The sequence below is a fragment of the Larkinella harenae genome (assembly GCF_054780515.1).
Window position 1 is genome coordinate 76,049 of record NZ_BAAGWE010000011.1, and the last position, 24,675, is coordinate 100,723.

Below are 24,675 nucleotides of genomic sequence, written 5' to 3' on the forward strand. Positions count from 1 at the left end.
CTATAAAGCGTTACCCCAGTTTAGTCTGGACCGTTTAACGCTACAGGTTAAAATCACCGGCGGCTTCGGGTTGGTACATGATCTGATCAATTTTGATTTTCACGGTCCGTCCCGGCGTGGTCAAGCTGATTAGATCCCCTTTTTTGCAGCCTAATAAGGCCGTAGCCAGGGGGGAAAAAATAGAAATCTGGCGTTTATCCACGTTTGCCTGCTCCGGATAAACCAAGCGAACGTTCAACGTTTGCTGGGTATCGAGATACCGTATTTTTACCAGCGAGTTCATGGTCACTACATCCGACGGGATTTCGGCGGGTTCCAGCAACGTGGCCTGACTCACCTCCATCAATAAAATTCGGATGTGGTTGAACGAGGCATTGGGATCGGATTTGGCTTTGGTTACCCGGTCAATCAGCCGCTGGTAATCGAGTTTATTAATAATTAGATTGGTCATGGCTATACGGATTCAAATGGGTGAATAAACTCATTATTTTGCCTGTAGAAACTTTTTAAGGAATGTGGAAGGACGATCCGATTGGTACAGATTAGCGAAATTTGTACAATAACGAACGGTTAGCAAACTAGGGAATTAAAAGAAACCGGCTATCAAAAGATTCATTCCCTTTCGTTGAACAGCTTGCGTAGCTACTTCCATTCCTTTCCATCTGCTCAAAGGCTCTGAACTCGTGGGGAAGCAAATGCATCCGCGCATACTCTTTCAAGCAATAGGCGCGTGCTTGGTACCAATACCGCCTAAAGGCGTTAGCGCCCGGCAGTGCTGAAATCCCAGCTCTGCGTAAAAAAACCGCTCTTTGGGCGGAATGGTGTCCAACCAGTTCTGGTAGTCCCTCAAGGTTGGTTCAAATGCCCGGGGGGCCGCTAAAAAATAACGGACGATCACCTGCCCAATTCGGCGATAGAGTTCAAATTCCCAGATTTGTGGATTCATAGTGAGTTCGTTGTTTATTTTCATAGGAACTTTCAACCTGACTCAACTGCTGAGCAGGCTTAGCGACCAATAGTCGGCTTCCCACCGGTTAGGCACGAGTCCTGTTTGATGGAATTAGCCGTTTCGTCACATTCATATATTCAGTATAAAAACTAACATTTTGCAATTGTAAATTTACAACTGTAAATATTGAGAAGCAACTCAATGAGGCAACTTTCCGGTTTTACCTTACGAGGCCGTTATATTGATCCGGAACGGGATCTGTGCATCCGCGTACGTACCGAATGGTCCTTCCTTCAGGCATCCAGGGAAGGCAGTAAAACGCAGCTACCACCTGCTGCTTTATTGCAGCAGTATCCCTTTTCTCAGCAGGACTTATTCGGATTACTAGGCGATAACCCTGCTGGGCACGGCGGAGAAAATGGCCCTCTCCAGGATAAAAGGAATATACCCGAAAGCCGACTAGCGCCTGCCCTTCACGGATTTTGGCTACCAACGGGTCAGCTTAGGCGCCTTCTCAAGAAAATCCCACAAAATATCAACTGGCGCCGACAGGCACCAGCCCCAAACCAGGCTTAGCTTTGATGCCGATACGAATGGACCCTACCCGATCAATCACCAATGAATTATCAGCAAATTCTCAACCAACTCTATCAGGATTTCAACGCCCGAAACATTGATGCCGTTTTAGCCTTCATGCACGTCGATGTGGCTTGGCCGAATGGCTGGGAAGGTGGGTACGTGTCGGGTCAGGAGGAAATACGGGCTTACTGGCTACGGCAATGGCAACAAATCAATCCTGTGGTCAAACCCGTTTCATTTCAGGCAAGGCCAGACGGCCAAATTGAACTGGGCGTTCACCAGGTGATTTACGATCTGAATGGCCAGTTGTTAAGTGATAGTCAGATAAAACACCTTTATACGTTCGAACACGGAAAAGTGAGAAAAATGGCTATTGAACATGAGACTCCGGAGAAGTAGTCGAGATTAACTACGACCGATCCTGGTGCAGCGTCTCCTGAAAACGGGGATGTAACGAAATAACCCGTTACTTTGCCGCACCGAAGAGTGAACCAGGACCCCGGCTACTTCCCGACGGTGTTTGACTTTTCGTAAGGAAGTCTGTACATTCCCTACCTTCAGATCAGGTGGACATGAACCATGCGACGTATTCAGTTAGTACCGGAAAATTTTAGCCAAAATAGCCAACTGCCCATCCGGATTGTCTCCCCGGACTTTGGCCATTTGCCACCAGAGGCCGTCCACCAGTACGGTCCCACTCACGGCCTACCTTACTACTTTTTTCTTTTTGTGCTGGATGGTTTTGCCCGGTACAACGTCGATGGTGAAACGATCGATGTTGGCAAGGGTGAACTGCTTTTCTCATTGCCGCACCAGATTCAGCAGCGGCCCGCTACCGTTCCCGGAAACGATTATTATAAATTGGGCTTTGATGAAGCATGCCTGGCCCGTTTGCCGAAACATTACCCATTCTTACTGAATCCACTCAACCAGTTAAAAATTAGGTTTTCGCCCGCTGCCGCGCGCAGGCTTCAGGCGATTTTTGCCCTGCTGCTGGACTTATTAACGGCTTTGGATGCGGATCCTGAACTCATTTTGGCCCATCTGAATAGCCTGCTTACGGAAATAAATACCGCTTATTTTTACGGACACAAAAAGGCCGCCGACGACCGACTTACCAAATACATTGGGTTTAAGGTATTGGTCGAAAACAACCTCACCGATCACCCAACCATTAAAGAGATTGCGGAAGAACTTGCGCTCAGCACCGATAGCCTGTATCAAATCGTTAAACAGTATTCGGGGCACTCACCCAAAGAATTTGTAACCAACCGGCTTATCCTCGAAGCCAGACGCCGGATGTATTCTGGAAACCGAACTTCCGTCAAGGAACTGGCTTTTGAGCTCGGATTCAATGACCCGGACTATTTCTCTCGCTTGTTTAAAAAGGTAACGGGCAAAACGGTTGCCGCGTTTTTTCAGGATTTGTCCTGAACGGATCGGTTTTCGTCCGGCTCTGTTTACGGCATCCTTCCGAGCTTTGTTCATTCAACAATTTGTTAATTTATGAACAGCCAAGGAGAAAAAATACTGGTAACCGGTGCAACCGGTCTCGTCGGAGCGCGCCTTCTGCCACGTTTGGTGGAAACGGGGTTTGCCTGCCGTGCGCTGGTGCGCGCAGGAAGAGACGTTCCAACCGGCGTGCTAGCGATGGAAGGGGATCTACTGAATGCCGAATCACTCAGGCAGGCCGTGGAAGATGTGTCGGCGATTATCCATTTGGCAGCGGTGTTCCGCTCGCAAGACACGGATTTGATCTGGAAGAGCAATCTCGAAGGCACACGCAACCTGATCAACGCGGCCCAAATCCATGCCCCCCAGGCGCGCTTCATCATGGCAAGCACCACCCACGTTTACAACGTAAATAGTCCGCATCCCGGCCGCGAAGACGACGCGGTAGATCCGCAACACGCCTATCCCGCCAGCAAGATCGCAGCGGAAAAGGAGCTTCGCGAAAGTGGGCTTACGTGGTCGATCCTGCGTTTTCCCTTTGTCTACGGAGACGGAGATGGTCATCTGGAAACGCTGCCGGAACATTTGATGGCGCGCAACTGGCATCCCGCCCTGCGAATGAGTACCATCCACCACCGCGACATCGCCACGGCCATGCACCTGGCCCTATCCGGTACCATGGACAGCCGCATCGTCAACATTTCGGATGAAGCGCCAACCTCGATCTACGAGCTGGTTCGGCTGGTTGGTCAAACCCTGGAATCATCCGCAGAGCCGCTTCAAAATCCCTGGTACCTTCATGCCGATGGATCGCTGGCCCGTCGTCTCGGCTTTCAGCCTACGGTCAGAACGGTCTATCAGGCTGTGCAGGAAAAGTTACTGTAAATCAGGAGCACGACCGAATAAGGACCTGCCAAAGACGGTACCCATATCCTGTCGCCTTTTGCCTTCGTAAGGCCATTCCGGTTCGTTTTCGGTGTATAAATGCGAACCCCACTCATGCATCTCCCGGAAGCGCCCTTTCATTCAAGGGCGCTTCCAGGGATTCAGGGAACAAACGGGTAAGTAGGCATGATTCGGGCAGCTGTTGCTGAAGCGATGAGACAGCCCTTCCTAGATTAATTCGTTTTTTCAATCTTCTTCCATTTCATAGGGTCCCTGCCAGAGCGCCTGGTCTGCCTGGCTGTTCAGCCTGTCGAGATTATGCTCCAGCCAACGATTGGCTGCGGCTGGGTTCAGAAAGCTTCTAAAAACGTCGATTTGTTTTTCCAATTGTGCGGATAGTTTACGAACCGCTTCGTCGTCCTCGTTCATCACAATCGTAAAGCGGTGAATACCCGGGAGACCGGATGCGGTCACATGAAGGGATTCAATATTTATCCGGCGCCGGGAGATGATGACGCTGATCCGGTTAAGCATGCCGATTTGATGTTCAGCAAATAGTGTAATGGTTAACTCTCTCATCCCGACCGTGACGGTTTTATCAGCTATTTTGGACGATCAGCAATTTCTCTTTTACCAGCTGGGTTACGCTTTGGGTGGCAACCGGGAAAATTTTACGGAGGTCAATTTCTTCCCCATCCAGTGTAGTCTGGAGGGTTTTAACGAAAATATTCTTTATCTCTGTGGCAAGATTGACTTTGCAGATTCCAAGGGAAATCGCTTTCCGAAGTTGCTCTTCAGGAACCCCGGAGCCCCCGTGCAAAACCAGGATTGTGTCGACGGTAGCATGAATGTCTTTCAACAGGTTAAACTGAAGCTGGGGCTCCTTCTTGTAAAAACCGTGCGCGGTTCCAATGGCAACCGCTAGCGCATCCACCCCGGTTTCCTCCACAAAAATTTTAGCTTCCGCAGCCTGCGTGAAGACCTGGGCGTCGTGGGATTGCCCCAGCTTCGCCACATAGCCCAATTCCGCTTCCACATTGGCGTTGTAGGCCTGCGCCCGTTTGACGACTTCGCGGGTAATTCTGATATTTTCCTCAAAGGCAAGTTCGCTGCCATCGATCATCACCGAGTCGAACCCGGCGTCGAGGCAGGCTTGCGCCAGGTCAACGGATGATCCGTGGTCCAGATGAATCCAACCTTCCACTCCGAATTCTTTCAGCCCTGACCGGGCCAGTTCCACGGCGGTGTGGAGTCCCATGTAATCAATGGAACTACGGGTCAGTTGCAAAATAACGGGCTGCTTGGTTTCTTTGGCAGCTGCCAGGACCCCGTGCAGGGTTTCCAGGTTATAAAAATTAGTCGCGAGCAACCCCTTTTTCTCCCAGGTCAATTGCCGCATTTTTTCTTTCAAGGTCACAGGGATTACAAATCAAAGTTAAAAATTTCTTTCGCCGTTCGCTTCACCGATGTTATCTGGGCAAAAGCGGCCGTCCCTCCTGCCGCCGTGGTATTGATCGCTCCCGCCAGATTGCCCAGCCTCAGGCACTCCGGCAATTCCTGCCCGTTGAGAAAAGCATTGATAAATCCGGCATTGAAACTATCCCCGGCACCAATGGCATCTACGAAGTTTTCCGTCAGGAAAGCGTCGGCATGAAGCACCCTGTGGTCCGCATAGGCTGTTGCGCCATTGATTCCTCTTTTGACCACAATGGTATTGGCAAAACCGGAAAGTCGGTCGATGGCCGCCCCCACGTCAGGCTGGCCGGTCAGGCACAACAGCTCTTTTTCGTTCGGCAGAAAAAAATCGACGTAGGGCAGGCAGGATTCGGCTGGAAATGCCCATTGATTGGCCGGATCCCATTGCAGGTCCAGCGAAGTAGAAAGGCCAGCGGCCTTAGCTGCCGCGAACAACTTGGTGATATCGGCCCGTAACGCGCGTTGTAAAAAATAGGACGATACGTGAAGGTGCCGGAATTGGTGCAGCGCATGGAGCGGAATGTCACTGATCGACAAATGATTCATGGCCCCACCATGCGTAACATTGGCGCGATCCTGATCGTAGTTCAGGATCATCGTCAGTCCAGTCTGGTGCTCAGCCGATTCGATCACAAAGCGGGTATCGACCTTTTTGGACTGCAGCTCCCGAAGGATGAATTTTCCGAAAAGGTCATTGCCAAGCATGCCGCAAAAGGATACACGGCTGCCCAGCGCCGAACTATTGGATGCAAAAATGGCCGACGAACTTCCCAGCGTCAGCAGCATTTGATCGGCCAGGATCTCCTGGCCAATCACCGGAAACCCGTTCACCTGATCCAGCAGGATGTCAACGTTCAGCTCGCCAACGACCAACAGGTCTGTTTGTTCCATAATAACGGTTAAAGCCAATTTTTAGAAAGTTGAAACGCTACGAACCGAGCGTCTTTTTTCGTGGGCTATCTATCCTCCAGCACCTCCGGATAAATGGTCACCCCCTGCACCACCCGGTTGATGGCTCCCGATACCGAGGGGTTGTCCGGCATCAGGCCCAGGTAAAGCGACTGGTAGAACCCAATCAGTTGCCCCACGACGGCAGCCCCTATAAAGGATAGTTCATTGGGCCCGTCGTGGTAATGGGCCAGCGTAATATCCAGCACGGAATTATCCAGCTTCTGGCTGGGCATATTCCAGGTTGCGGTGGGTACACGCTGCCGATCCTGGTCGATGGACAGGCTCAGGTCACGCTCGTATAAGCCCACAACGGGATCGGCCGAAAACAGGTAAACGATCAGCGATTCACGATTCACCACGGCCCGGGGGCCATGCCGGAATCCGAGAAAGGAATCATGTTTGCAGATCACCTGGCCATCCGAGAGTTCCTGGACTTTCAGGTGACACTCCCGGGCGATACCGAGCAGCGGCCCCGAGCCCAGAAAGATGATGCGACGGTAGGGCTGGCTGGCCAGTGAAACGATCTGGGGCAAAAGCTCCCCCAGCAGGTACCGGGTTTGGTCCACCAGCGTTTTCAGTGACGCCCGCAGGGCCTCAATGGCTGGTAGTTTCACGACCAGGAGAATAGCCAGCAACATGCTGGTGAAACTGCCCGTCATCGCCAGTGACTGGTCATTGGCCTGTTCGGGCAAAACCAGGTAAAATGCATGAGGCAGTTTCCGGTGGGTCAGCGCGCTGTCCTTGTTGCAGGTGATGATCAGGTGATGAACCTGGTCGCAGTACTCATCGGCTATTTCAACGGCTGCGAGGCTTTCGGGGCTATTTCCTGACCGTGAAAAAGACACCATCAGCGTTGGAATCTCCCGCTGAAAATGAAGTTTCGGATGGGTGATCAGGTCCGTGGTCGCAATGGCATGCGTAAGTTTGCCCGTGCTTTCCTGGACAATTCCCTGGGCAGCTTCTCCGATAAAAGCCGACGAACCGGCACCGGCCAGGATGATACGCAGGTCGGGCAATTTCCATAAAGGAGCCAGAAAAGCCTCGATCTCCTTTCGCTCGTGGCGGATCATCTCGTAAACGTTCTGCCAGAGAACCGGCTGGCCCTCTATTTCAATCGCCGTGAACAGAGCACCTTTATGCTCCAATTCCCTGTCGTCAAACCGTAGGTATGGCATACACAAATTCTATTTTACTTCGTTAATTGTTTGGTTCGGGGCCAGAATTTCTTCACCGCCTTTTTTCTCCATCTTCATTTCGGCATTCCCCATCATGACGGCCGAGGCAATGGCCAGCCCAATACCCACCAAGGTAACGGGATGGGGAAAGGTGGAATAAATCCACAACGAAAGGATCACTGTCAGGACGGGTGAAAGGGCGGTGGTCATTGGGGCGACGAAAATCGCGCGGCCATACCGGAAAGCATATACCAGGCAAAGCGCCCCGAAAGCATTCAGCACCTGCACGGCTGCCGATAGGTACGGCCCATTCAGGCCATAGTTGATCGGCTGAGAAAAATCCGTCATCCAGAGCGCGAAAGGAATGAGTAAGAGGGAGCTGAGGGTCATGTAAAAAAAGATACTTTCGGCCTTCATGTGCTCATTGGCAAAGCGCATGACAAATCCCTGCGCTCCCCAGGCCAGCAAGGGCACCAAGGTCAATAGGATCCAGCCATAGCCACGCAGGGCAGCATTCCCCGGTGGAATATAAGAAAGTAAAAAAATGGCGACCACGGCGATACCGATGCCGGTCCAGCCCAGCGCTCCCGTCGATTCCTTCAGAAAGAGAACGGCCATCAGGATGGTTACCACCGGTGTAAGCGACAGAATCGGAAACACAAGGTACGCGGGCGCGATCCGGAGGGTTAAAAACAAAACCAGCTGGCCAGCCGCCCCAAGGAATCCGGCCAGGCACCCGAATAAGACCGAACGGGCATCCGATTCCAACTTCCACTTATTCACGGCCAGTGCCACAACGGCTGCGGGGATCATCATCACAGCCCAGACCACATACCCCAGGGTAGGCGGAAAACCGTTTTTCTCGGGCAGCTCAATCAACGCTCCCCAAACGCCCATGAAGAGGACGTGTATAATGACGAAACTGATCCAGGTTTTTGAATTGCTCATAGGGCAGTTAAGGACTGCGGAGTCCGGTTCGTTTAGTCGTGGCAATAAGTCTTCAACCAGTCCACCGTGCGGTTCAATACATCATACCGGTTCTGGGGCTTCAGGTCAGGCCGCCAACCGTGGCCTTCCCCGACGTACTGCACTAGCCTACTGTCGACCCCCAGTTTCCGGAGCGCGACGTACAGTTCTTCCGCCTGCGAAACCGGTACTTCATTGTCTTTTTCCCCATGCAGCAAAAGCGTAGGTGTTTTGACATTTTTTACGTAGTTCAGCGGTGAACACTTCCACAGCAAATCAAAATTATCGTAGATATTACCCTCAAACTCCGACTCCATCAGACTGTGGTAGAGAGAAGTTCCGGCAAAACTGACCAGATTGCTAATCCCGCCGTCGGCAACAGCCGCCCGGAAACGGTTCGTTTGCGTAATGATCCAGTTGGTCATGTACCCCCCGTAGCTCTGGCCGGTGATGGCCAGGTTGTTCGCATCAATCCAGGTATTGTGACTAATCGCAGCATCAACGCCTGCCATCAGGTCCTGGTAATCGCCCCCGCCCCAATCCTTCACGCAACCGGAAGAAAACGCCTGGCCGTACCCGCTACTTCCCCTCGGATTGATATATAGCACGGCAAAGCCCTGAGCCGAAAGCACGTGCAGCCGTTCCTCAAACGCGTACCCTACCATGTTGTGGGGTCCACCGTGGACAACGAGCACGAGCGGATACCACCCCTCTTCCGTAAAACCGTAGGGCTTGATGAGCCAGCCCTGGACCTTAGTATCGTCGAAACTGTCAAACCAGAAACTCGTGGCGGGTTGCAGACCAATCTCTGCCAGGAGCTCATCGTTAAGATGGGTCAGCTGGCGGGATTGCCCGGCCTGCTGGTCGTGTATGAAAACTTCCGGCGGGTGAACGGCATCGGTCCGGGTGTACACGATGAATTGTCCAAGGGCATCCATCTGATAGTCAAGCACCGTGCATTCCTCACCGAGGTTTTTTCCCGGGCTACTTCCATCCACTGAAACCCGGTAAAGCGCGGTGGTCCCTTCGCTGCCCGCCGTGAAATAAATCCGTTGTTTAATCGGATCCCACCGGATCTGTTCAATCCGCCGGTTAAAGTCCCGGGTGAGACAGACCAGCTCGTTGGTAGTCGGCGACAACACATACAGGTGCGTATCTTCGGCGGGGCTGTCGTTCGTTGACACCTTTGAAGTCGTCCCCAGGAAGGCAATCTGTTTCCCATCGGGTGACCAGGCAGGCTGGCAAACCGTTCCAAACTGTTCGGTATGCCGGGTAATCTCCTGGCTACTCAACTCCACACTCCACAGGTCGTGCAACTGGTTGTTGTCGGCATCACTTGATCGGTTGCTGACAAAGGCAATGCGTTGCCCGTCCGGACTCCAGCTCAGGGAATGATCGTTGTAGGGGCCGCTGGTCAGTGAAACCGGTTTTCCGCCTTGAATATCGACGATCCAGAGATGCGAGAACTCGTTGTCCGTGATATCCGGCCGACCTCGCCCTCCTTTTGTTTTATACAATATCCGGTCAGCGATTTTTACAGACTCTGAACTCCTTTTGAGAACCGCAGATGAGGCACCGACGAAAGCGATCCGGGTGCCGTCGGGCGACCATTCAAAATTTTTGAGGGCCAGGTGACCCAGGAAATAATGGGACTCATAAACCGGAGCCACCGGGCGGTGTTCATTCGTACGGAGGCAATAGATCCAGATCCATTCGTTGCCTTCCTGTTCAGCCAGGTAAGCGATTTCGTCGGTAACGGGTGACCATTTCGGGGAAGATCCGCTCCAGGCTTTTAGCTCCGTGTTTGTGCGAAAATCCAGCACCGAAATCGTATCCTGGTACGTATTTTCATCCAATAGCACCTTCGTGGTCCCGTGGACGACATACCGGTTATCGGCCGACAGCGAAGCTGCTGACGGCACGGCAATCTGTTGCAAATCCTTTATTTCAAGCGGTCGTTTTCGTTTATATTCATCAACCATAATTCCTCAATTCTGCCTTTACTTTAACTAATCGGCGATTGAAATGTCACCCACTTTATACCACCCTTCCCCCGTTTTTCCCGCAATCGCAAGCTGGATCGCCGGTTTACCCGTAGAAGGTGCCAGTAAACCAACCTGCAATTCGTAATCGCCCGGGGCAATTGCATCCGGCAGCGGCAAGGACGTGCGGTACGCACTCCGACCCGGAAGCCATTTTTTCACGTCCGCGTCGGTGCGTATCCGGTATCTTTTATTACTGTCATTTTTAGCCACCAGTTGCACGGCCAAGTCGTAGGATTTATAAATAGGTGCTACACCCCGGTTCTGCCAGATCATCTCACAAGTGATCGTTGCTCCTTTACCGACCAAAGCGCTGTATTTCATTTCTTCCAGCACAAACCGGTAGCCCAGCTTCTTTTCAAACTCTTTCACTTTCGGATACCATTCTTCCGGTATGGCTTCGTTGCCGTTATTCACGCCCGTTGCGTGCCACTCCAGGGCCTTGGCAAGAATATAATCAATATTCCAACCCCGTTTATGCCACTCCTCCATGGTCCAGCAGGTTTCCAGCGCGACCGGTCCGTGTTGCCAGTTTTCAAAAGCGTTTGCCGCCTGCAGGGCCGGCGGATAAACGCCTTTCATATGGTTCCAGCCCAGCGAATCCATATCGCCCCAGCAATCCGCCCGCCAGCCGGTTTTCTTCGACACGGCATACCCAAAACCATATTTCTGTTTGAACGCAATGAGCGCGGCCAGCGGAGTTTTCGTAAAACTGCCGAGGTAGGCATCGATGATGATGCGGGCCGCGGAATCGGAGGGAAAAACAATCTTTTTGGGATCAGCGGCATCAGGGTCCGTGTGCCATTCGCCCCATTGACCGACGCTGCCGATATCGACAAAACAAACATCCGGGTGACCATCATACCGCTGGCCGAGTGCCTTGATTAGGTTTACCTGCTTCTCGATAAAAACCGGGTTATCATAGAAAGGCGACTTAACCCCTGCTTTAAGTGCCCATTCCGGCACCATCATGTCTACATCCTGGCACATCACCCGGAAGTTCACCTGCTGACCGTTTCTGACCGCCCGCGCAATCGTGCTGTCAATCAAGTCAAACCGGATCTTGCCTTCTTCCGGCTCCAGCGCATTCCAGAAAAACCGTTGCTGACTGATCCCACAGGGCGTGTGCCGCCGGTTCGTTAGATGTTCGTTGTATATCGTACTGGTTGACGTAAAACCCCGACCCGGATTGAGCAAAAAAGCATCCGTCTCGACCGGCTTCACCACCACCATCTTCTCGGTCGACGAACATCGGCTGAGCAAAGCAGCAAGCCCAATGAAGGCCAGACCAGCGAATCCAATTTTTCGGCTAAATAACATACCTGTCTGCTTACTTATTTTTTGAGGATGGATTGATCAACTCGCCCAGTTCAAGCCGTTTGCGGTCCCATAATTCCGGATCGTAACTCCACACGTCCAGCTTGCCAACGGATTGATCCCCGAAAGGCCGGGCTATCACGTCGTTCACCAGCGCATCGGCCCGCCCTTTGTTTTTGTCCTGGCTCGCCAGCAGCCGCATGTATTCGTATTCCTGCACGCCGTTGCGCAAGGTTTTGAGACGGATAGACGGTGCGGCTACCTTCACATTCGGGATAATGCCGGGGCTGTAGATCAGCAGGGCGTTTCCATTCATTTTCTTGTGGTCGTATCCATCCGCATTGCCGTTGTCATGCCCGCCGTCGTTGGCGCTTTTCCAGGTTTCGGTATCGTACCAGGCCGCTTTCCACCCGGCGCCTATCCCCCAGCTGATCCACGAATGAGCCCTGTATTTCCAGACGCTCCAGCTAATGGCGCGGTCGTTCACCAGCGGCAAATCGGTAAACGTGGAACTGCCCACCCAACTGTTCACCTTGCTTTCGTAAATCATGGGGCCATACAGCCATTGATCAATGCCTTTTTTCGTGTAGGCCGCCATTCGGTTTTCGTCAAAATCAATGGTATGCACCGCCCAGGCGCTGATGGATCGATCGATCACCTTCATCGCGGTATCGTTGTAGCTGCCATCCACCCGGAACTTCGCTTCCGGATATTCTTTTTTGAACAGGTTGCCGTAATACGCCATACGGTCCCAGGCTTCGGGGAAATACGACTCATCGAGGCCGTTGAGATAAACCGTCAAATCGGTTGTTTTCGGATTGATCAGCGGTTTCAGGTGCGCACGAACCTGACGGATCATGGCCGTATATGCTGCCTTATTCGCCGGGTTTCGCTCCACATTCGGCTTGCCTACATCCGGCCAGCCCCGCGTGTCGTGTTTGCCGTAGACATCGAAAGGGAGCAGAAACGTTTCGACCGGCGTGCCGTAACCCGGGCCAAACACGTAGCCATGCTCTTTGGTAAAAGCCGCCCCGGTCAGGTATTTTTTCAAACGATGGTCAAACGCCGTCCAGTCGATGGCGTTGACGCCCGCTTTTTTGGTCAGGACGGGTTTGTAGGTGGGGTCCATGACGCAAACCCGGTTTCGCTTCATGAGCTGGTAAATCTCCAGCTCCTCTTTTTCCGTCATGCTGCTGACAAAGCCTTCGTGCTGGAGGCTCGCCTTGAGGCTGTTTTCATTCGGAATGGCAAAATCCCAGACATCGAGCTGCACCGGAATCGACTTGGTAACCCCATCAATGACCACCGAAATCGTACTGGTATAACGCCCGGCCGGGGCATCCTTTCGGTCAAAGGGAATATACTGATCCACCCAGAAGAACTGCGACCGCTGATCTTCAATCCGGTTATTGAAATCCGGCAACTGCAAGGGATAGACCCATATTCCTTTGGGGGGCACCGTGCCCTGCTGAATAGCACTGAACGGAATCAGTGCGTCTGGATACCAGCCCTTGCCCAACGTCGTTTTCGGATAACCGGTGGTTGGTGTTTTCACCTGCACCGACCACGCCAGAAAAAGCTCCGGTGCATTCGACCATTGGGTATTTCCCGAGCGGAACGGCTGCATGGAGACCTGAATTCCCTTGAGGGCTTCGGCAGATTGATTGGTCAGAACGAGCTGGAACGAAATGTACTCGCCCCGGGCGGCTTTTAGCGAAACCCGGCTGCCGTCATAAATCCAGTTGGATGACAGCAGTTTGTCCGCCTTCCGGCTTTCCCCGTACGGTGAATCATAGACCCGGTGCGTGACCGGATCCAGACGGACCGACGAAGGGATAACCGAGATCGACCAGTCTGAAGGACGCTCGCTAGCCAATCCCGGCAAACAAAGGATTAGGGTTAGGAATATAAATAGGACTATCTTTTTCATATGCGTACAGGCGGTTTTTACGCGCTATTTCCCGGAAGCGTTATCGACTGGAAACACCAGCAACTGGCTCAACGCTTCGTCTTCACCCATCACGATGTATTTCCCGTCTTCGGAGGCCGTGATGGTCGACAACTGAAAACCGCGCCATTCGATCCCCTGCTCAATGCCGGGAGCCCTCAGGATAAACTGAGGATTCCCCAAATCGGTAAAGCCCTCGCCCGACGGGCTGTAGCTAAACAGGTGTACATAGCCCGGCAACGCCCCCGACAACCCGTAGAGCTTGCCATCGGCGCCCACGCAGAGGCCGCGCAGCCGGTTCATCATGGCCGGTTTTCCCAGATTTTTGACTTTTCGGGTAGCAGGATCGAACTGAAATAACTGGCCATCACCGGCATTTCCCCCGTACAGAAGTCCATCGGCGGTTTTTGTCCAGGATTCGGTGCGGCCCAGGGTTCTCCGTCCCCAGACTTCGGGGAGTTCGGTGATGGTGGTGAAGCTTTCGTCGGCGGGGTTAAAAACCACGAGTCGGTTAATGGGCTGGCTGGTGTACACCAATCCCTGCGCATCGGTTATCATCGCGCCACTCAGGTATTCCTCGGGTTTCTGGTGGAATTCATGCACCAGTTTACGGAGATCCTTCGAGGTGACTCCGCTGTTTTTATACACCTTGAAGCTTTTCGAGCCAAGGTTGTAACTAAAGAAAAAACCGGAGGGATAGCTGATGCCATAAAGCATTTTACGGCTGGCATCTCCGGTCAGCGAGAACACCCCTTCTCCCTGAACCGGTGTGCCCAGGTCCGCAACCCGGATGCCCGCATCGGCGCCCACCTCGACCCGCAACAGGTGACCACTTCCGGTCCCCGCAGCCATTGTGCCCGCATATAACGCATTATCTTCCGCCCGGAAAAAACCGGTTCGGATGCTGGTTTGCCCCGGCAGGTCGTTGTTAAGATCCTTCAGGGTCAGCATTTCCCGTTTGGAAAGGGAAGCTACGAACAGAAAAGGTGCCCGGTTTCCCTGCGCTGTGGTGCCGCCAATGATAAAATCCTTCTGAACCGTTAACGATGTAATCGCGTTGCGGTACATCGGCATTCGTAGCAGCGAGGTATTGGAAAGCGAAGCCTCAATTCCGAAGCCTTCCATCGGTTTGAAATAGCTATACTGCGCAAAAACCGGCATAGCCAACCCCATTAACCCAAGTGCCAGTAAATTTTTTATAAACCTGGTTTTCATTTAGCTACTTTTTTGCCGGGGTTGAACTTGATGAGAAACGGTTCGGAACGGTCGTTTGAATCAAGATTCCGTCGACCGGCGAAATACAGATTACCGAATTTATCTTTCGTATCGGAGCCGGTAGCCTCACTGAGCTGGTCAACGGGGTATTCGTAAATAACCGTGTGTTTTCGGGTTTTCGGATCGAATTCCATCATCACCGTCCGGTCCTTGATCAGAAAATTGCCGTGCCCGCCGACGAAGTAATAGAGCTTGCCGTTATCGCCGATGTTGAGGTTGGGGACATAGGGTCCGTAGGGTTTCACATCCGGGCGGCTGTCGGCCACCCCGCCCAGGTCCTCCACCCGGCCAATACCGTCTTTTTGCGGATAAAACGCAACGATCTTGGCCCCGTAGGTGATGAGGTAAATCACGTTATTTTTTTGATCTTTGGCGTAAGCCGTAATGCCGGTGACAATCTTGTCGCCCGGGGTGCCCGCAAAGGCGGGCAGGCTTTCCCGGGCAAAGAGCAGTGTATCCTGAGCCGTCTGGTATTTCACCAGTCGCTGCCGCCAGTCGACGTAGTAGCAGTTTCCCCACCAGTCGGTGAACAGAACCCGGGGGACGTGGGAACTGCCCAGTCGCCCCAGGTCTTTCATGTTGTTTTTAGCCGGATCATACACCAGGAAATGCACCTGCGGGTACGAGACGCCGAACAGTTTGCCGGAAACCGGGTCAATGTCAATGTCCTTCACACTCTCATACTGCATGCCCATCCCCAGGTTCACCAGATCGTCCGTTGCCGGATGCCACTTCATAAAAAAACCGCCTGCGTAACCCGAGGGATGTTCCATAAAGTACTCCTCCCGCGACTCACCGCCATCCGTCGAGAAATACATGTACCCATCCTTCCCTTCGATGATCTTCGAATGGATTTTGCCCTGCCACTGAAAAGGCCGCAAATGGCCGCGATCCGCCAGCGATCCGTGGTTGGTCATCTTTCCGGTGGTCACGTCGTAGTCGTACAACATGATTTTGTCGACGTGATTGGTCACGCCGACCACCACCTTGCCAAATCGGTTGCTATACCCGATATCGTCCCAGGTCGAATGGGCATCGGGAAAACCACCATATGGGATAAAGGCAATATGGTCCTTGTTGATTTTGGGCTGCGCCATCGCCGGAAAAACCAGCGCCTGGCACAAACCGGCTAGCAGAACGGATCGGATTAACGATTTCACACGCGATTTTTTAAAGAAAAAACATGCCGCCATTGTATTCCCTGTTAGTAACCTTCATTTTGCACAATCGCGGGAGAACTGGTCGTAACGACCAGCACCGGAATCGGATACAGGAGCTGATACGGTTTAATCGGCGTCGAAATTCCGACGGTAGGTTTGCCAGTGCCCGATATTTTTGAATTCATCACCGTGATGGCCCGATCCGTGCGCAGCAGATCGAACCAGCGATGCCCTTCAAACGGCGACTCCAGTCGTTCTTCGTTGTAAACGGCCGCCTTGAACGTTTCGTAGTTCAGGCCGCTCAGATCAGGGAGGCCCGCACGCTTCCGGACCAGGTTGATCGCGGTATACGCATCGGCAGTAGGCGCTTTATTGACTTCATTGAGTGCCTCGGCATACATCAACAGAATGTCGGCATAGCGGATCACGTACCAGTCGGCTCCCGAGTCGGCATTACCACTCCCGGTTTCGCGCTCTACATACCCGCGGATGTATTTAGCAGCTACGAAGGCACCAGCCTGCGTGTAGCCGTCAGCGATGTTATTACGGCGAATGTCACCGGTCGTGTAGGCAGCAGCAATATCTTCGGTCGGTTGGTTAAATCCGTAAGCTCCACCGGTTGGAATGACGATGCCCTGCGAACCGGTTGGCGCAAAGTGGTTCGGCAGGTTGGAGCCCAGACCATTCGACATCGTTCGGTAATGCACTTGCAAAACGGCCTCCGCATTTCCCTGCTGACCCGCCTTGTAAAGATTGGCATATACCGGAAGCAGGCTATACGTGCCGGAAGTCACTACTTTCTTGAATTCAGCAGCGGCCTCGGTATATTTTTTCTGCGTCAAATAAACCTGTCCAAGCAGACTTTGGGCGGCACCTTTTGTCACTTTTCCGATTTCTGCCGCAGGATAGGAAACAGGAAGCAGCCCCTCCGCCTTCACCAGGTCGGCCTGGATTTGCGCGTAAACTTCCTGCACACTGGCCCGACCCACTTTGTAGCTGGCATCGATATCGGAAACCGGCTCGGTCACCAGCGGAACACCGCCCCACAACCGCACCAGGTTAAAGTACGCCAGTGCCCTGAGCGCACTGGCTTCGCCGGTAAATTGCTTTTTCAGATTGTCCGAAACGGGTGAAGCGTCAATGCGGGCGAGAATGCTATTGGTTCTGGCGATCAACACATAGCTGGTCTGCCAGAATGCCGTTAAATGCTCGTTATCCGTTGTTTCCCGAAACTCATCGATGTTTTTCTTGGCATCGTTACCCCCACCGCCAGGGCCAAGCTCGGTCGTATTATCCGAACGAAGGTCGACCAACAGGGAATAATAGCCGTTGCCCGAATATACCTGAGCCAGCGCGTTATAGGCACCCACCACCGCCTGCCGAAAGTCGGATTCCGTTTTGAAAAAGTCCGTTTCGCCAATTTGGGAAATCGGTTTTGATTCCAGAAAATCTTCACAGGACGTTCCGGCGAATGCCAGGACGACCAGGGCAACAGCGGTCTTTATGTATTTTGAGGTCATGTCAATCAATGCTAAAGGTTGATCAGGATTTAGTTGGATCAGAAACCGAGGTTGAGGCCAAACACAATGGTTCTGGCTACCGGGTAGGTACCATAGTCAATACCAGGGGTAAGTGCCGACGAAATCCACGGATCGCCTTCGGTGGTATTCACTTCCGGGTTGTAGCCGCTGTATTTCGTGAAAGTGTGCAGGTTCTGGATGTTCACGTACGCTCTCGCATTTTTGAGGATCGTTCCACTGAGGATTTTGCCAAGGCGGTAGCCGATCGTCACGTTTCTGATGCGAAGGAAAGAGGCATCTTCCACGTAGTACGATGAAATGTTCCGGTTGTTGGCTGAATTATTAGGACCCCACGTTTTGCCATCGCCCGGTTCCTCCGGCGAACGCCAGTAGTTGTTGGAGATCGTCGCATTGTTCCGGTAAACGCTGCGCTTGGTCAGGTTGAGCACATCCACGTCATGCACGCCTTGCAGCGAAATGCCGAAGTCGAAATTGCGGTAGTTTACGTTGTTTGTCATGCCGTAGGTGAACTTCGGCAGATTGTTTCCAATAATGGTTCTGTCGGAATCATTAATCACGCCGTCGCCGTTCAGGTCTTTGAACCTGACATCACCCGGAAAGGTATTTGGTAAATGCGCGGAAGCGTCCACTTCGGCCTGGGTATTGTAAATACCGTCGAAAACCAGGCCGTAGTAACTTCCCAGCGGACTGCCGATCTGCGCAATGTGCGTTAGCGAGTTTTCCTGCGCACGGTTAGCCACGATGATCGGTGTGCCGCCGATACCCAGGGATTCAACCCGGTTGGTATTAAAGGAAATGTTGGCGTTGGTGGTCCAGGTAAAGTTCGGGCGCTGGAAATTCCGGGTTTCCAGGGCAATTTCAACCCCTTTATTGCGGAGACTTCCCAGGTTGCGCAGCGCCGTTTCATAGCCGGTAGCAAGCGGCACCGGCACATTAAGGAGCAGGTCTGAGGTTAGTTTGTTGTAATAGTCAACATTCAGGAAAATCCGGTTTTGGAAGAGTCCGATATCAACGCCTAAATCGATGGCTTTAGCTTTTTCCCAGCCCAGAATGGGGTTCCCCAGCGAACCCTGTGCCAACCCGTTGATGATCGCGCCGTCACCCGACCCCAGAATATAGTTGCTGCCGTTGATCAATCCCACCGAAGCATAGTCGGGGATCTGGTTGTTGCCGACCAGACCGTAACTGGCCCGCACCTTCAACTCGCTCACGGCGGCTACATTCGCCATAAATTTCTCCTGGCTGATCCGCCAGCCGACCGATGCCGACGGGAAATTCCCCCATTTGTTATCCGAACCGAACCGGGACGAACCATCCCGGCGGAACGTGGCCGTTAAAAAATACTTCTCGTCATAATTGTACGTGGCCCGGCTTAGCAATGAAAACAGGGTCCACTGGGACCGGCTGGAACTTCCCCCCGTCACGATGCCCGCATTCAGCGTCGGCACCAGATCGTTCGGGAAAGAATTGGCACTGACGGTGGTCGAGTTGAAGGCCGACTTTTGTGCCGTCACCCCCGCCAGGACATTCACATGATGCCGTTCCGCAAACGAATTGTCGTAGGTCAGCGTATTTTCATTAATCCAGCTGATGTTGGTCGACGAGAAAGAACGACCGTTCGATGGACTGACGCTGATGTAAGAAGGTGAAAACCGGTTATTACTGAACGTGTTGACATCCGCATTGATACTGGTTTTGAACTGAAGGTTTTTCAGAATATCAACGGTTGTAAACAAGCTCCCGACGGTGCTGAACTGGTTCATGGTGTTTTGAATGCCCTCCCCAAAAGCCAGCGCGTTGTTGTAAATAATATTCTGCGTCGTTCCATCGTCGAAATGCAGCGTGTAAGACCGTGAATACGAACCATCGGCATTTTTCGCAGGATAAAAACCCGGCGTCGACATGACGGTAACAGCGACCGCGCCATAATCCTGAATCCCGCCGGACGTAGCTATGCGGTTATTCGTGTAGGCAGGTGCAATGCGCGCACCGACCCGGATTCGGTCCGATACTTTCGCATCCACATTCAACCGAAACGCATATTTCTTAAAACCGGAATTGACGATAAGCCCTTCCTGGTTCTGATAGTTACCCGACACGTAATACCGCGCATTGTCTGTTCCGCCGGAAGCGGCTATCTGGTAATTCTGCATCGGTGCCTGCCGGTACAGCAGATCCTGCCAGTCGGTGTATGGTTGGGCCGATGGGTTCTTGAACTCATCCGGAATCTTAAATCCCGGTCCGCTCCGTGCGGAATTGGGATCCGTTGCTTTTCCGCCCGCGCGCACCCAATCCGTATTGCGCATGTCGATCTGGCGTCGCGCGTATTCTTCGTTGCTCATCAATCCCACCCGCTTCGCAATTTCCTGAAAACCGTAGCTGGCATTGACGGTGATCTGCGATTTACCGGCCGCTCCCTGCTTGGTGGTAATCAGAACCACGCCGTTGGAGCCCCGAGACCCGTAAATGGCCGTGGCTGCGGCATCTTTGAGCACATCAATTGATTGAATATCACCGGGGTTGATGCTCGCCAGCGGGTTTACCGGCGACTGGCTTCCAATGCCGCCACCCTGAGCCGACGCATTACTGACCGAGTTATCGAGCGGCACACCATCGATCACATACAAAGGCTGGTTACCGGCCGTAATGGAACCCGTACCCCTGATTTTGATGGATATTCCACCACCCGGCGCAGCCGAGGTCTGTTGCACCTGTACACCGGCCATCTGTCCGGCCAGCGCTTCACCGAATGAGACCACCGCCCGATCCTGCAATTGCTTAGCGTTCACCGAGGCTACCGAACCAGTCAGTTCCCGCTTCGACTGGCTTCCGTAACCAACCACCACGACTTCGTTCAGCGCTCTGTCACTGCCTTCTAGCTGTGGTGAGATGGTAGAACGGTTTCCAACCGGCTGCTCCATTTCACCATATCCAATATACGTAAATAGAAGACTACCGTTTGCAGGCACCTGAATAGAGTAAGCTCCATTCGCATCGGTAACCGTACCGGTCGTTCCTCCCTTAACCCGAACGGTTACCCCGACCAGCGGCTGACCGGTGGCTTTTTCAGTAACCCGGCCACTAACCGTAACTTGATTTGCCCGACCAGCCGTCTGAGCCTGACCGGTCATACAAAAGGAAAACAAAAACAATGCTATGAAGAGGATCTTCACAGGCAGTCCGCCTAGGTTGCGGAAACAAGTAAAACCTTCGGTAAACATTTTTTTTCTCATAAGGTAAGGAAGGAAAAAGCTATTTTGATCGTATCGAAAGGTATCGAAACAAATATAAGATTTATTTCTATGAACAAATCTTTTTCGTAAGAAAAAACAATATTTACAGCAATAAAACAAAGGAAACAGAGGCTTTCGAAGTTTATACAGTAGGTTATATGAGCTAAAAGAAACGAGTTTAGCTTTTTTCTTAGTGGAAAATACAACGTCTGATCATTTTCAACATACCCTATCGATTGGCAGAGCTATGAAAGAAAACCGTTGATAGACAAAACTTTTCAAAACATTGTGATAAAGTAAATTTGTCTATTTTTGAAATCGCTACTTCGGGCAACGCCACGCATCTCTATTCTTAATTCATCTTATTTACTACCGCATGAAACTCCCAAAAAGCACGTCAACCGTTGAACGACGCACCCAGATACTTGACAAGTTGAATACGGAAGGTCAACTGAATGTAACCGCACTAAGCACGCAACTGGATGTCAGCGAAGTCACCATTCGCAATGATTTGAACTGGCTTGAGAAAAAGAATATGCTGGTCCGTGCCAGGGGGGGCGCGATCAAAGCCGAGCGTGTTGGCGCCGAGGTTTCCCTGACGGAGAAAAACAAGCTGCATTACCAGGAGAAACTGCGGATTGGCAAAGCCGCAGCGGCCCTGATTGAAGATGGTGACACCATTATTCTGGACTCGGGTACAACGACTCTGGAAATCAATAACCACCTTTCTGACACCTTATCGCTGACCGTAATTACCAATGCCCTGAACATTGCCAACCGGCTGGCCGAGCACGAGCATGTTAATGTGATCGTGCCCGGCGGATTCCTCCGTAAAAATTCATTATCTCTCGTGGGAGCCACGGCCGAAGAAAGCTTCCGGAATTATTTCTGTGACAAGCTCTTTCTGGCAGTCGATGGATTCAGTAGCACACACGGGCTTTCAACGCCCAATGTGGAGGAAGCCCATCTGAACCGCATCATGATTGCGAATGCCCGCCAGGTCATCGTCGTGACCGACTCCAGTAAATTTCATAAACGGAGCTTCGCATTCATTGCCCCTATTTCGGCGGTCCACATTGTAATTACCGACTCGGGAATTCCGGATTCGGATAAAAAAAGGCTGGAGACCGCCGGTATCAAGGTGATCATCGTGTAACGATTCCGAAAGCGCTCTATTTGTACTGCTGCCAGTCCAGTTGTTTAGTCATCAAGGGCAGCTGGTGCCGCTTCGCATACTCATTTCGTACGTTCTTCACCTCATTCCACCACTGGTCAAGCGGATAATGTAACTCCCGGTAGATAAGGTAACTAAGATCGATGGTACGGACCGGCTGGTGGTCTTTGATATCGTCCACCTGGTGCAGAAATGTCCGGCCATTGGCTTTTTCAACCAGTGGATGCCATTCCTTTGACCAGACCTGCGTGACCAGGGCAAGCGTACTATCGCGCTGCTGTTTCAACGTCCGAACCATTTCCAGGGCCGCATCCAGCTGCCGGATGGCCTGCGCCGGATTGGCCGCTGCCGCCGTGGACGCTGCGTGCAGCCGGTCTGTGACCTGGTTCAATGCGACCAGCATGCGTAGGTTCTGCCCGCAGATAGCCGCGACCGATTCCAGCACTTCCAGGTTGTAAAGCTGCGATCGGGCACGCGATTTATTGTCCCGTAGCAGTTGGAGCGCGTGTGCATTGCGGGGAAGCATCGACTGTGCGGTAGTCAGGCGTTTGGCGTTTACCGGAAGTGTCTTGCTGGCGATGGCCAGGGTCCCCGCAGCAGGCACCGGCAGGAGCGGCAATGTCTGGTCTTTTTCCGGCTGAGGCTGGAGGAAAATTCCTTCCGAGTTACCTTTTATCGGCGTTCGCCAGGGTGATGCGATCCAATCCCAACTTTCAGTATGAAACTCTGCCTGCACACTGAGGATCCGGTACACCGTGTCCATATCTTTTTGGGAAGGCCCGTAAAAAGAAGTCATAAACCGGGCCGAGGCATCCGCCGGGGTCAGGTTTTTGTGGTTCCATCCAGCCGCCGTTCCCGTGGCATAGCCCAACCAGAATGTTTCAGGATGCAGCCCTGCATCGGCCCAACCGGCAATCACCACGCCCATGAAAGAAGCCCGGTTTTCACCAAAGGCTTTCCCGATTTCTTTCATCATATCCGCGACCCGGCCCGACGAGCGATCACTACCATCGGCCATCACGGCGGTTTTTGTATGCAGCGGGTAATAGTTCGGGAAAATAGGCTCTGCGCCCTGCGTAGCGGTATACACAAATTGCCGGATTCCGTGCTTTTTAAAATCCGGGGCCATGTTGTTGTAAACGCCATTGACCACATGCGATGGCAGTGACGGGATATCCCCCTTCGTCAACGGAAATTCGCCCCAGAACAAAACCGTACGGCCCTGCTCATGCAGTCGGTCGGCCATTTTTTTGATGAACCACGCCAGCAACCGTCCATTCCCGCCCAGGCTATCTGCCATCTGTTTTTCCGACGGCGCTTTACCGGTGTAGTAGGCCTCATCCGTGGAGAGAAGAATATACTTACTGCCCTTGCTGGCATTGATGAGTTCGCTGAACATGGCATCAAGCAGCTTAAAGGTGCCGGGGTTGGTCACCGAGAACTGGTAATTAATGTCGTCAATCAGCCGCAGCTTCCGGTATTCCGGGTGTTTGAGGATAAAGGACACGTGGGCCGGGGCATCCAGGAAAGGCACCAGGTCGATGTAATGCGCCTTTGCAAAATCAGTCAACTCCTGGTATTCTTCAGCCGACAAGGCGTACGGTTCAACAATGGCGGGGGCCGACTTGTAGTTGAAGTGGCCTTCCAGCTTTATGGCAAAGGCATTAATTTTATAGGTGGATGCCTGCCGGATGATTCGCTTCAGCGCGCTCATTTTTTCCAGGTGATGGGCATCGTCCCAGTAAATCATCCTGACGTCCACGGTGGGCCAGTCAGTTAGCTCGCCTTCCGGAAGTTGTAGTGCAGGAGCCTGCGTTCGAAGCAATTGTAAAAAAGTCTGGATGCCGTAGTACAACCCCTGGGCAGCATTGGCCGTAATCGTGATCTGCTCAGGCTGTAAACGCAATCGATAGGCCTGCCGGGCCAGCGCGGCCCGGTTCGTATCGACGCTGGTTCCAATGGCAACTGAGCCCTCCTGAACCACGAGTTGGATGGCAGGAAAACGCTCAGACCCGCGGTTTGCTGCGTTATTTTTCCCCGATCGTTCGGCCTGCCGTTGCTTTTGAATGGTATGAAGGGAAAGACCGGCTTCTTTTAATCCCTCCTGCAGGCTCGTCACTTCCTGTCCCACAACCGCCGAAGGCTCGTAAACAATCTTCCAGTTTTTACCAATCGTAATCATTTTCCCGGTTAGTTTCTGTTGCTGCGGCAACGGCAACAAACCCGAACCAACTGCCGGTTTTTTAACGGTTTTTTGCGGAGAGGCCGGGACTTGGGCACTGGTCCGGGGGAGCATGAGAAAAAAGCAATACACCCAAAAAAAGATGCGGCCGGTTAAAAGGCCTCGTTGTATGACCAGAGGATAAGATCCTATTTCTCCAACAACTCGGCAGGAAGGACTGGCACTACGTTTTTTCTGAAAAAAGATTGATGGATTCAAAGCAGAACGGTTAGGGTTAATATTTTATTTCTCTCTATTTCCGAAACGCAGGAAGGCTGCGGAAATGGCGTGTACGATTCGATGTCGTCAACTTTGTTTCAGGGCTTGCCCA

The 24,675-nt window shown here is 52.5% G+C and carries 19 protein-coding genes; 4 read left to right on the forward strand and 15 right to left on the reverse strand.

Annotation, left to right across the window (positions count from 1 at the left end):
* Nucleotides 1-40: 40 nt before the first annotated feature.
* Both rnk and ACYVH9_RS28315 read right to left on the reverse strand, forming a co-directional pair.
* Nucleotides 41-451, reverse strand: coding sequence for a nucleoside diphosphate kinase regulator (gene rnk / locus ACYVH9_RS28310; RefSeq protein WP_460639809.1), 411 nt, complete (start codon nt 449-451; stop codon nt 41-43).
* Between the two features lie 264 nt (nt 452-715).
* Nucleotides 716-946, reverse strand: coding sequence for a hypothetical protein (locus tag ACYVH9_RS28315; protein WP_460639810.1), 231 nt, complete (start codon nt 944-946; stop codon nt 716-718).
* 621 nt (nt 947-1,567) lie between these two features.
* Here ACYVH9_RS28315 and ACYVH9_RS28320 point away from each other — a divergent pair.
* From ACYVH9_RS28320 to ACYVH9_RS28330, 3 genes are all read left to right on the forward strand, one after another.
* Nucleotides 1,568-1,927: a nuclear transport factor 2 family protein gene (locus ACYVH9_RS28320; protein ID WP_460639811.1), complete on the forward strand. Its 360-nt coding sequence runs from the start codon at nt 1,568-1,570 to the stop codon at nt 1,925-1,927.
* A 180-nt stretch (nt 1,928-2,107) separates the two neighbouring features.
* Entirely contained in the window at nt 2,108-2,962 is an 855-nt protein-coding gene (locus tag ACYVH9_RS28325) for an AraC family transcriptional regulator (RefSeq protein WP_460639812.1), read from the forward strand.
* 72 nt (nt 2,963-3,034) lie between these two features.
* A complete protein-coding gene (locus tag ACYVH9_RS28330; protein ID WP_460639813.1) occupies nt 3,035-3,865 on the forward strand; it encodes an NAD-dependent epimerase/dehydratase family protein in 831 nt (276 codons plus the stop codon).
* Between the two features lie 246 nt (nt 3,866-4,111).
* Here ACYVH9_RS28330 and ACYVH9_RS28335 read toward each other — a convergent pair whose 3' ends face one another.
* From ACYVH9_RS28335 to ACYVH9_RS28390, 12 genes are all read right to left on the reverse strand, one after another.
* Entirely contained in the window at nt 4,112-4,444 is a 333-nt protein-coding gene (locus ACYVH9_RS28335) for an ACT domain-containing protein (RefSeq protein ID WP_460639814.1), read from the reverse strand.
* 19 nt (nt 4,445-4,463) lie between these two features.
* A complete protein-coding gene (locus ACYVH9_RS28340) occupies nt 4,464-5,282 on the reverse strand; it encodes a class II fructose-bisphosphate aldolase (RefSeq protein WP_460639815.1) in 819 nt (272 codons plus the stop codon).
* Between the two features lie 5 nt (nt 5,283-5,287).
* The gene (locus tag ACYVH9_RS28345; protein ID WP_460639816.1) at nt 5,288-6,232 is read right to left on the reverse strand and encodes a carbohydrate kinase family protein; all 945 of its coding nucleotides are present in this window, start codon (nt 6,230-6,232) and stop codon (nt 5,288-5,290) included.
* Nucleotides 6,233-6,297: 65 nt separating this feature from the next.
* Nucleotides 6,298-7,467 carry an SIS domain-containing protein gene (locus ACYVH9_RS28350; protein WP_460639817.1) on the reverse strand — a complete coding sequence of 390 codons (1,170 nt, stop codon included), beginning with the start codon at nt 7,465-7,467 and terminating at the stop codon, nt 6,298-6,300.
* 9 nt (nt 7,468-7,476) lie between these two features.
* Nucleotides 7,477-8,415 carry an EamA family transporter gene (locus ACYVH9_RS28355; protein ID WP_460639818.1) on the reverse strand — a complete coding sequence of 313 codons (939 nt, stop codon included), beginning with the start codon at nt 8,413-8,415 and terminating at the stop codon, nt 7,477-7,479.
* 32 nt (nt 8,416-8,447) lie between these two features.
* Complete coding sequence (locus ACYVH9_RS28360) at nt 8,448-10,415, reverse strand: S9 family peptidase (RefSeq protein ID WP_460639819.1); 1,968 nt, start codon at nt 10,413-10,415, stop codon at nt 8,448-8,450.
* Between the two features lie 27 nt (nt 10,416-10,442).
* Nucleotides 10,443-11,795 carry a DUF4832 domain-containing protein gene (locus ACYVH9_RS28365; protein ID WP_460639820.1) on the reverse strand — a complete coding sequence of 451 codons (1,353 nt, stop codon included), beginning with the start codon at nt 11,793-11,795 and terminating at the stop codon, nt 10,443-10,445.
* Nucleotides 11,796-11,805: 10 nt separating this feature from the next.
* A complete protein-coding gene (locus tag ACYVH9_RS28370) occupies nt 11,806-13,722 on the reverse strand; it encodes a glycoside hydrolase domain-containing protein (protein WP_460639821.1) in 1,917 nt (638 codons plus the stop codon).
* Between the two features lie 24 nt (nt 13,723-13,746).
* On the reverse strand, nt 13,747-14,955 hold the full coding sequence (locus ACYVH9_RS28375) for an NHL repeat-containing protein (RefSeq protein ID WP_460639822.1): 1,209 nt from the start codon (nt 14,953-14,955) through the stop codon (nt 13,747-13,749).
* Nucleotides 14,952-16,175, reverse strand: a complete 1,224-nt coding sequence (locus tag ACYVH9_RS28380) for a hypothetical protein (RefSeq protein ID WP_460639823.1) — start codon at nt 16,173-16,175, stop codon at nt 14,952-14,954. Before ACYVH9_RS28380 ends, ACYVH9_RS28375 begins: the two co-directional genes overlap by 4 nt.
* Nucleotides 16,176-16,219: 44 nt before the next feature.
* Complete coding sequence (locus tag ACYVH9_RS28385; RefSeq protein ID WP_460639824.1) at nt 16,220-17,695, reverse strand: RagB/SusD family nutrient uptake outer membrane protein; 1,476 nt, start codon at nt 17,693-17,695, stop codon at nt 16,220-16,222.
* Nucleotides 17,696-17,733: 38 nt separating this feature from the next.
* Nucleotides 17,734-20,847, reverse strand: coding sequence for a SusC/RagA family TonB-linked outer membrane protein (locus tag ACYVH9_RS28390; protein ID WP_460639825.1), 3,114 nt, complete (start codon nt 20,845-20,847; stop codon nt 17,734-17,736).
* A 478-nt stretch (nt 20,848-21,325) separates the two neighbouring features.
* Here ACYVH9_RS28390 and agaR point away from each other — a divergent pair, with 478 nt between their 5' ends.
* On the forward strand, nt 21,326-22,105 hold the full coding sequence (agaR, locus tag ACYVH9_RS28395) for a transcriptional repressor AgaR (RefSeq protein ID WP_460639826.1): 780 nt from the start codon (nt 21,326-21,328) through the stop codon (nt 22,103-22,105).
* 16 nt (nt 22,106-22,121) lie between these two features.
* Here the strand turns inward: agaR and ACYVH9_RS28400 are convergent, their stop codons facing one another.
* Nucleotides 22,122-24,419: a glycoside hydrolase family 20 zincin-like fold domain-containing protein gene (locus ACYVH9_RS28400; RefSeq protein WP_460639827.1), complete on the reverse strand. Its 2,298-nt coding sequence runs from the start codon at nt 24,417-24,419 to the stop codon at nt 22,122-22,124.
* Nucleotides 24,420-24,675 lie beyond the last annotated feature (256 nt).

Bases quoted from the DNA above. Each gene is read 5' to 3' on its own strand.
- rnk (WP_460639809.1), bottom strand. From the start codon at position 451: ATGACCAATCTAATTATTAATAAACTCGATTACCAGCGGCTGATTGAC.
- ACYVH9_RS28375 (WP_460639822.1), bottom strand. From the start codon at position 14,955: ATGAAAACCAGGTTTATAAAAAATTTACTGGCACTTGGGTTAATGGGG.
- ACYVH9_RS28365 (WP_460639820.1), bottom strand. From the start codon at position 11,795: ATGTTATTTAGCCGAAAAATTGGATTCGCTGGTCTGGCCTTCATTGGG.
- ACYVH9_RS28335 (WP_460639814.1), bottom strand. From the start codon at position 4,444: ATGAGAGAGTTAACCATTACACTATTTGCTGAACATCAAATCGGCATG.
- ACYVH9_RS28345 (WP_460639816.1), bottom strand. From the start codon at position 6,232: ATGGAACAAACAGACCTGTTGGTCGTTGGCGAGCTGAACGTTGACATC.
- ACYVH9_RS28325 (WP_460639812.1), top strand. From the start codon at position 2,108: ATGCGACGTATTCAGTTAGTACCGGAAAATTTTAGCCAAAATAGCCAA.
- ACYVH9_RS28385 (WP_460639824.1), bottom strand. From the start codon at position 17,695: ATGACCTCAAAATACATAAAGACCGCTGTTGCCCTGGTCGTCCTGGCA.
- ACYVH9_RS28320 (WP_460639811.1), top strand. From the start codon at position 1,568: ATGAATTATCAGCAAATTCTCAACCAACTCTATCAGGATTTCAACGCC.
- ACYVH9_RS28330 (WP_460639813.1), top strand. From the start codon at position 3,035: ATGAACAGCCAAGGAGAAAAAATACTGGTAACCGGTGCAACCGGTCTC.
- ACYVH9_RS28400 (WP_460639827.1), bottom strand. From the start codon at position 24,419: ATGCTCCCCCGGACCAGTGCCCAAGTCCCGGCCTCTCCGCAAAAAACC.
- ACYVH9_RS28355 (WP_460639818.1), bottom strand. From the start codon at position 8,415: ATGAGCAATTCAAAAACCTGGATCAGTTTCGTCATTATACACGTCCTC.
- ACYVH9_RS28370 (WP_460639821.1), bottom strand. From the start codon at position 13,722: ATGAAAAAGATAGTCCTATTTATATTCCTAACCCTAATCCTTTGTTTG.
- ACYVH9_RS28315 (WP_460639810.1), bottom strand. From the start codon at position 946: ATGAATCCACAAATCTGGGAATTTGAACTCTATCGCCGAATTGGGCAG.
- ACYVH9_RS28360 (WP_460639819.1), bottom strand. From the start codon at position 10,415: ATGGTTGATGAATATAAACGAAAACGACCGCTTGAAATAAAGGATTTG.
- ACYVH9_RS28350 (WP_460639817.1), bottom strand. From the start codon at position 7,467: ATGCCATACCTACGGTTTGACGACAGGGAATTGGAGCATAAAGGTGCT.
- agaR (WP_460639826.1), top strand. From the start codon at position 21,326: ATGAAACTCCCAAAAAGCACGTCAACCGTTGAACGACGCACCCAGATA.
- ACYVH9_RS28390 (WP_460639825.1), bottom strand. From the start codon at position 20,847: ATGACCGGTCAGGCTCAGACGGCTGGTCGGGCAAATCAAGTTACGGTT.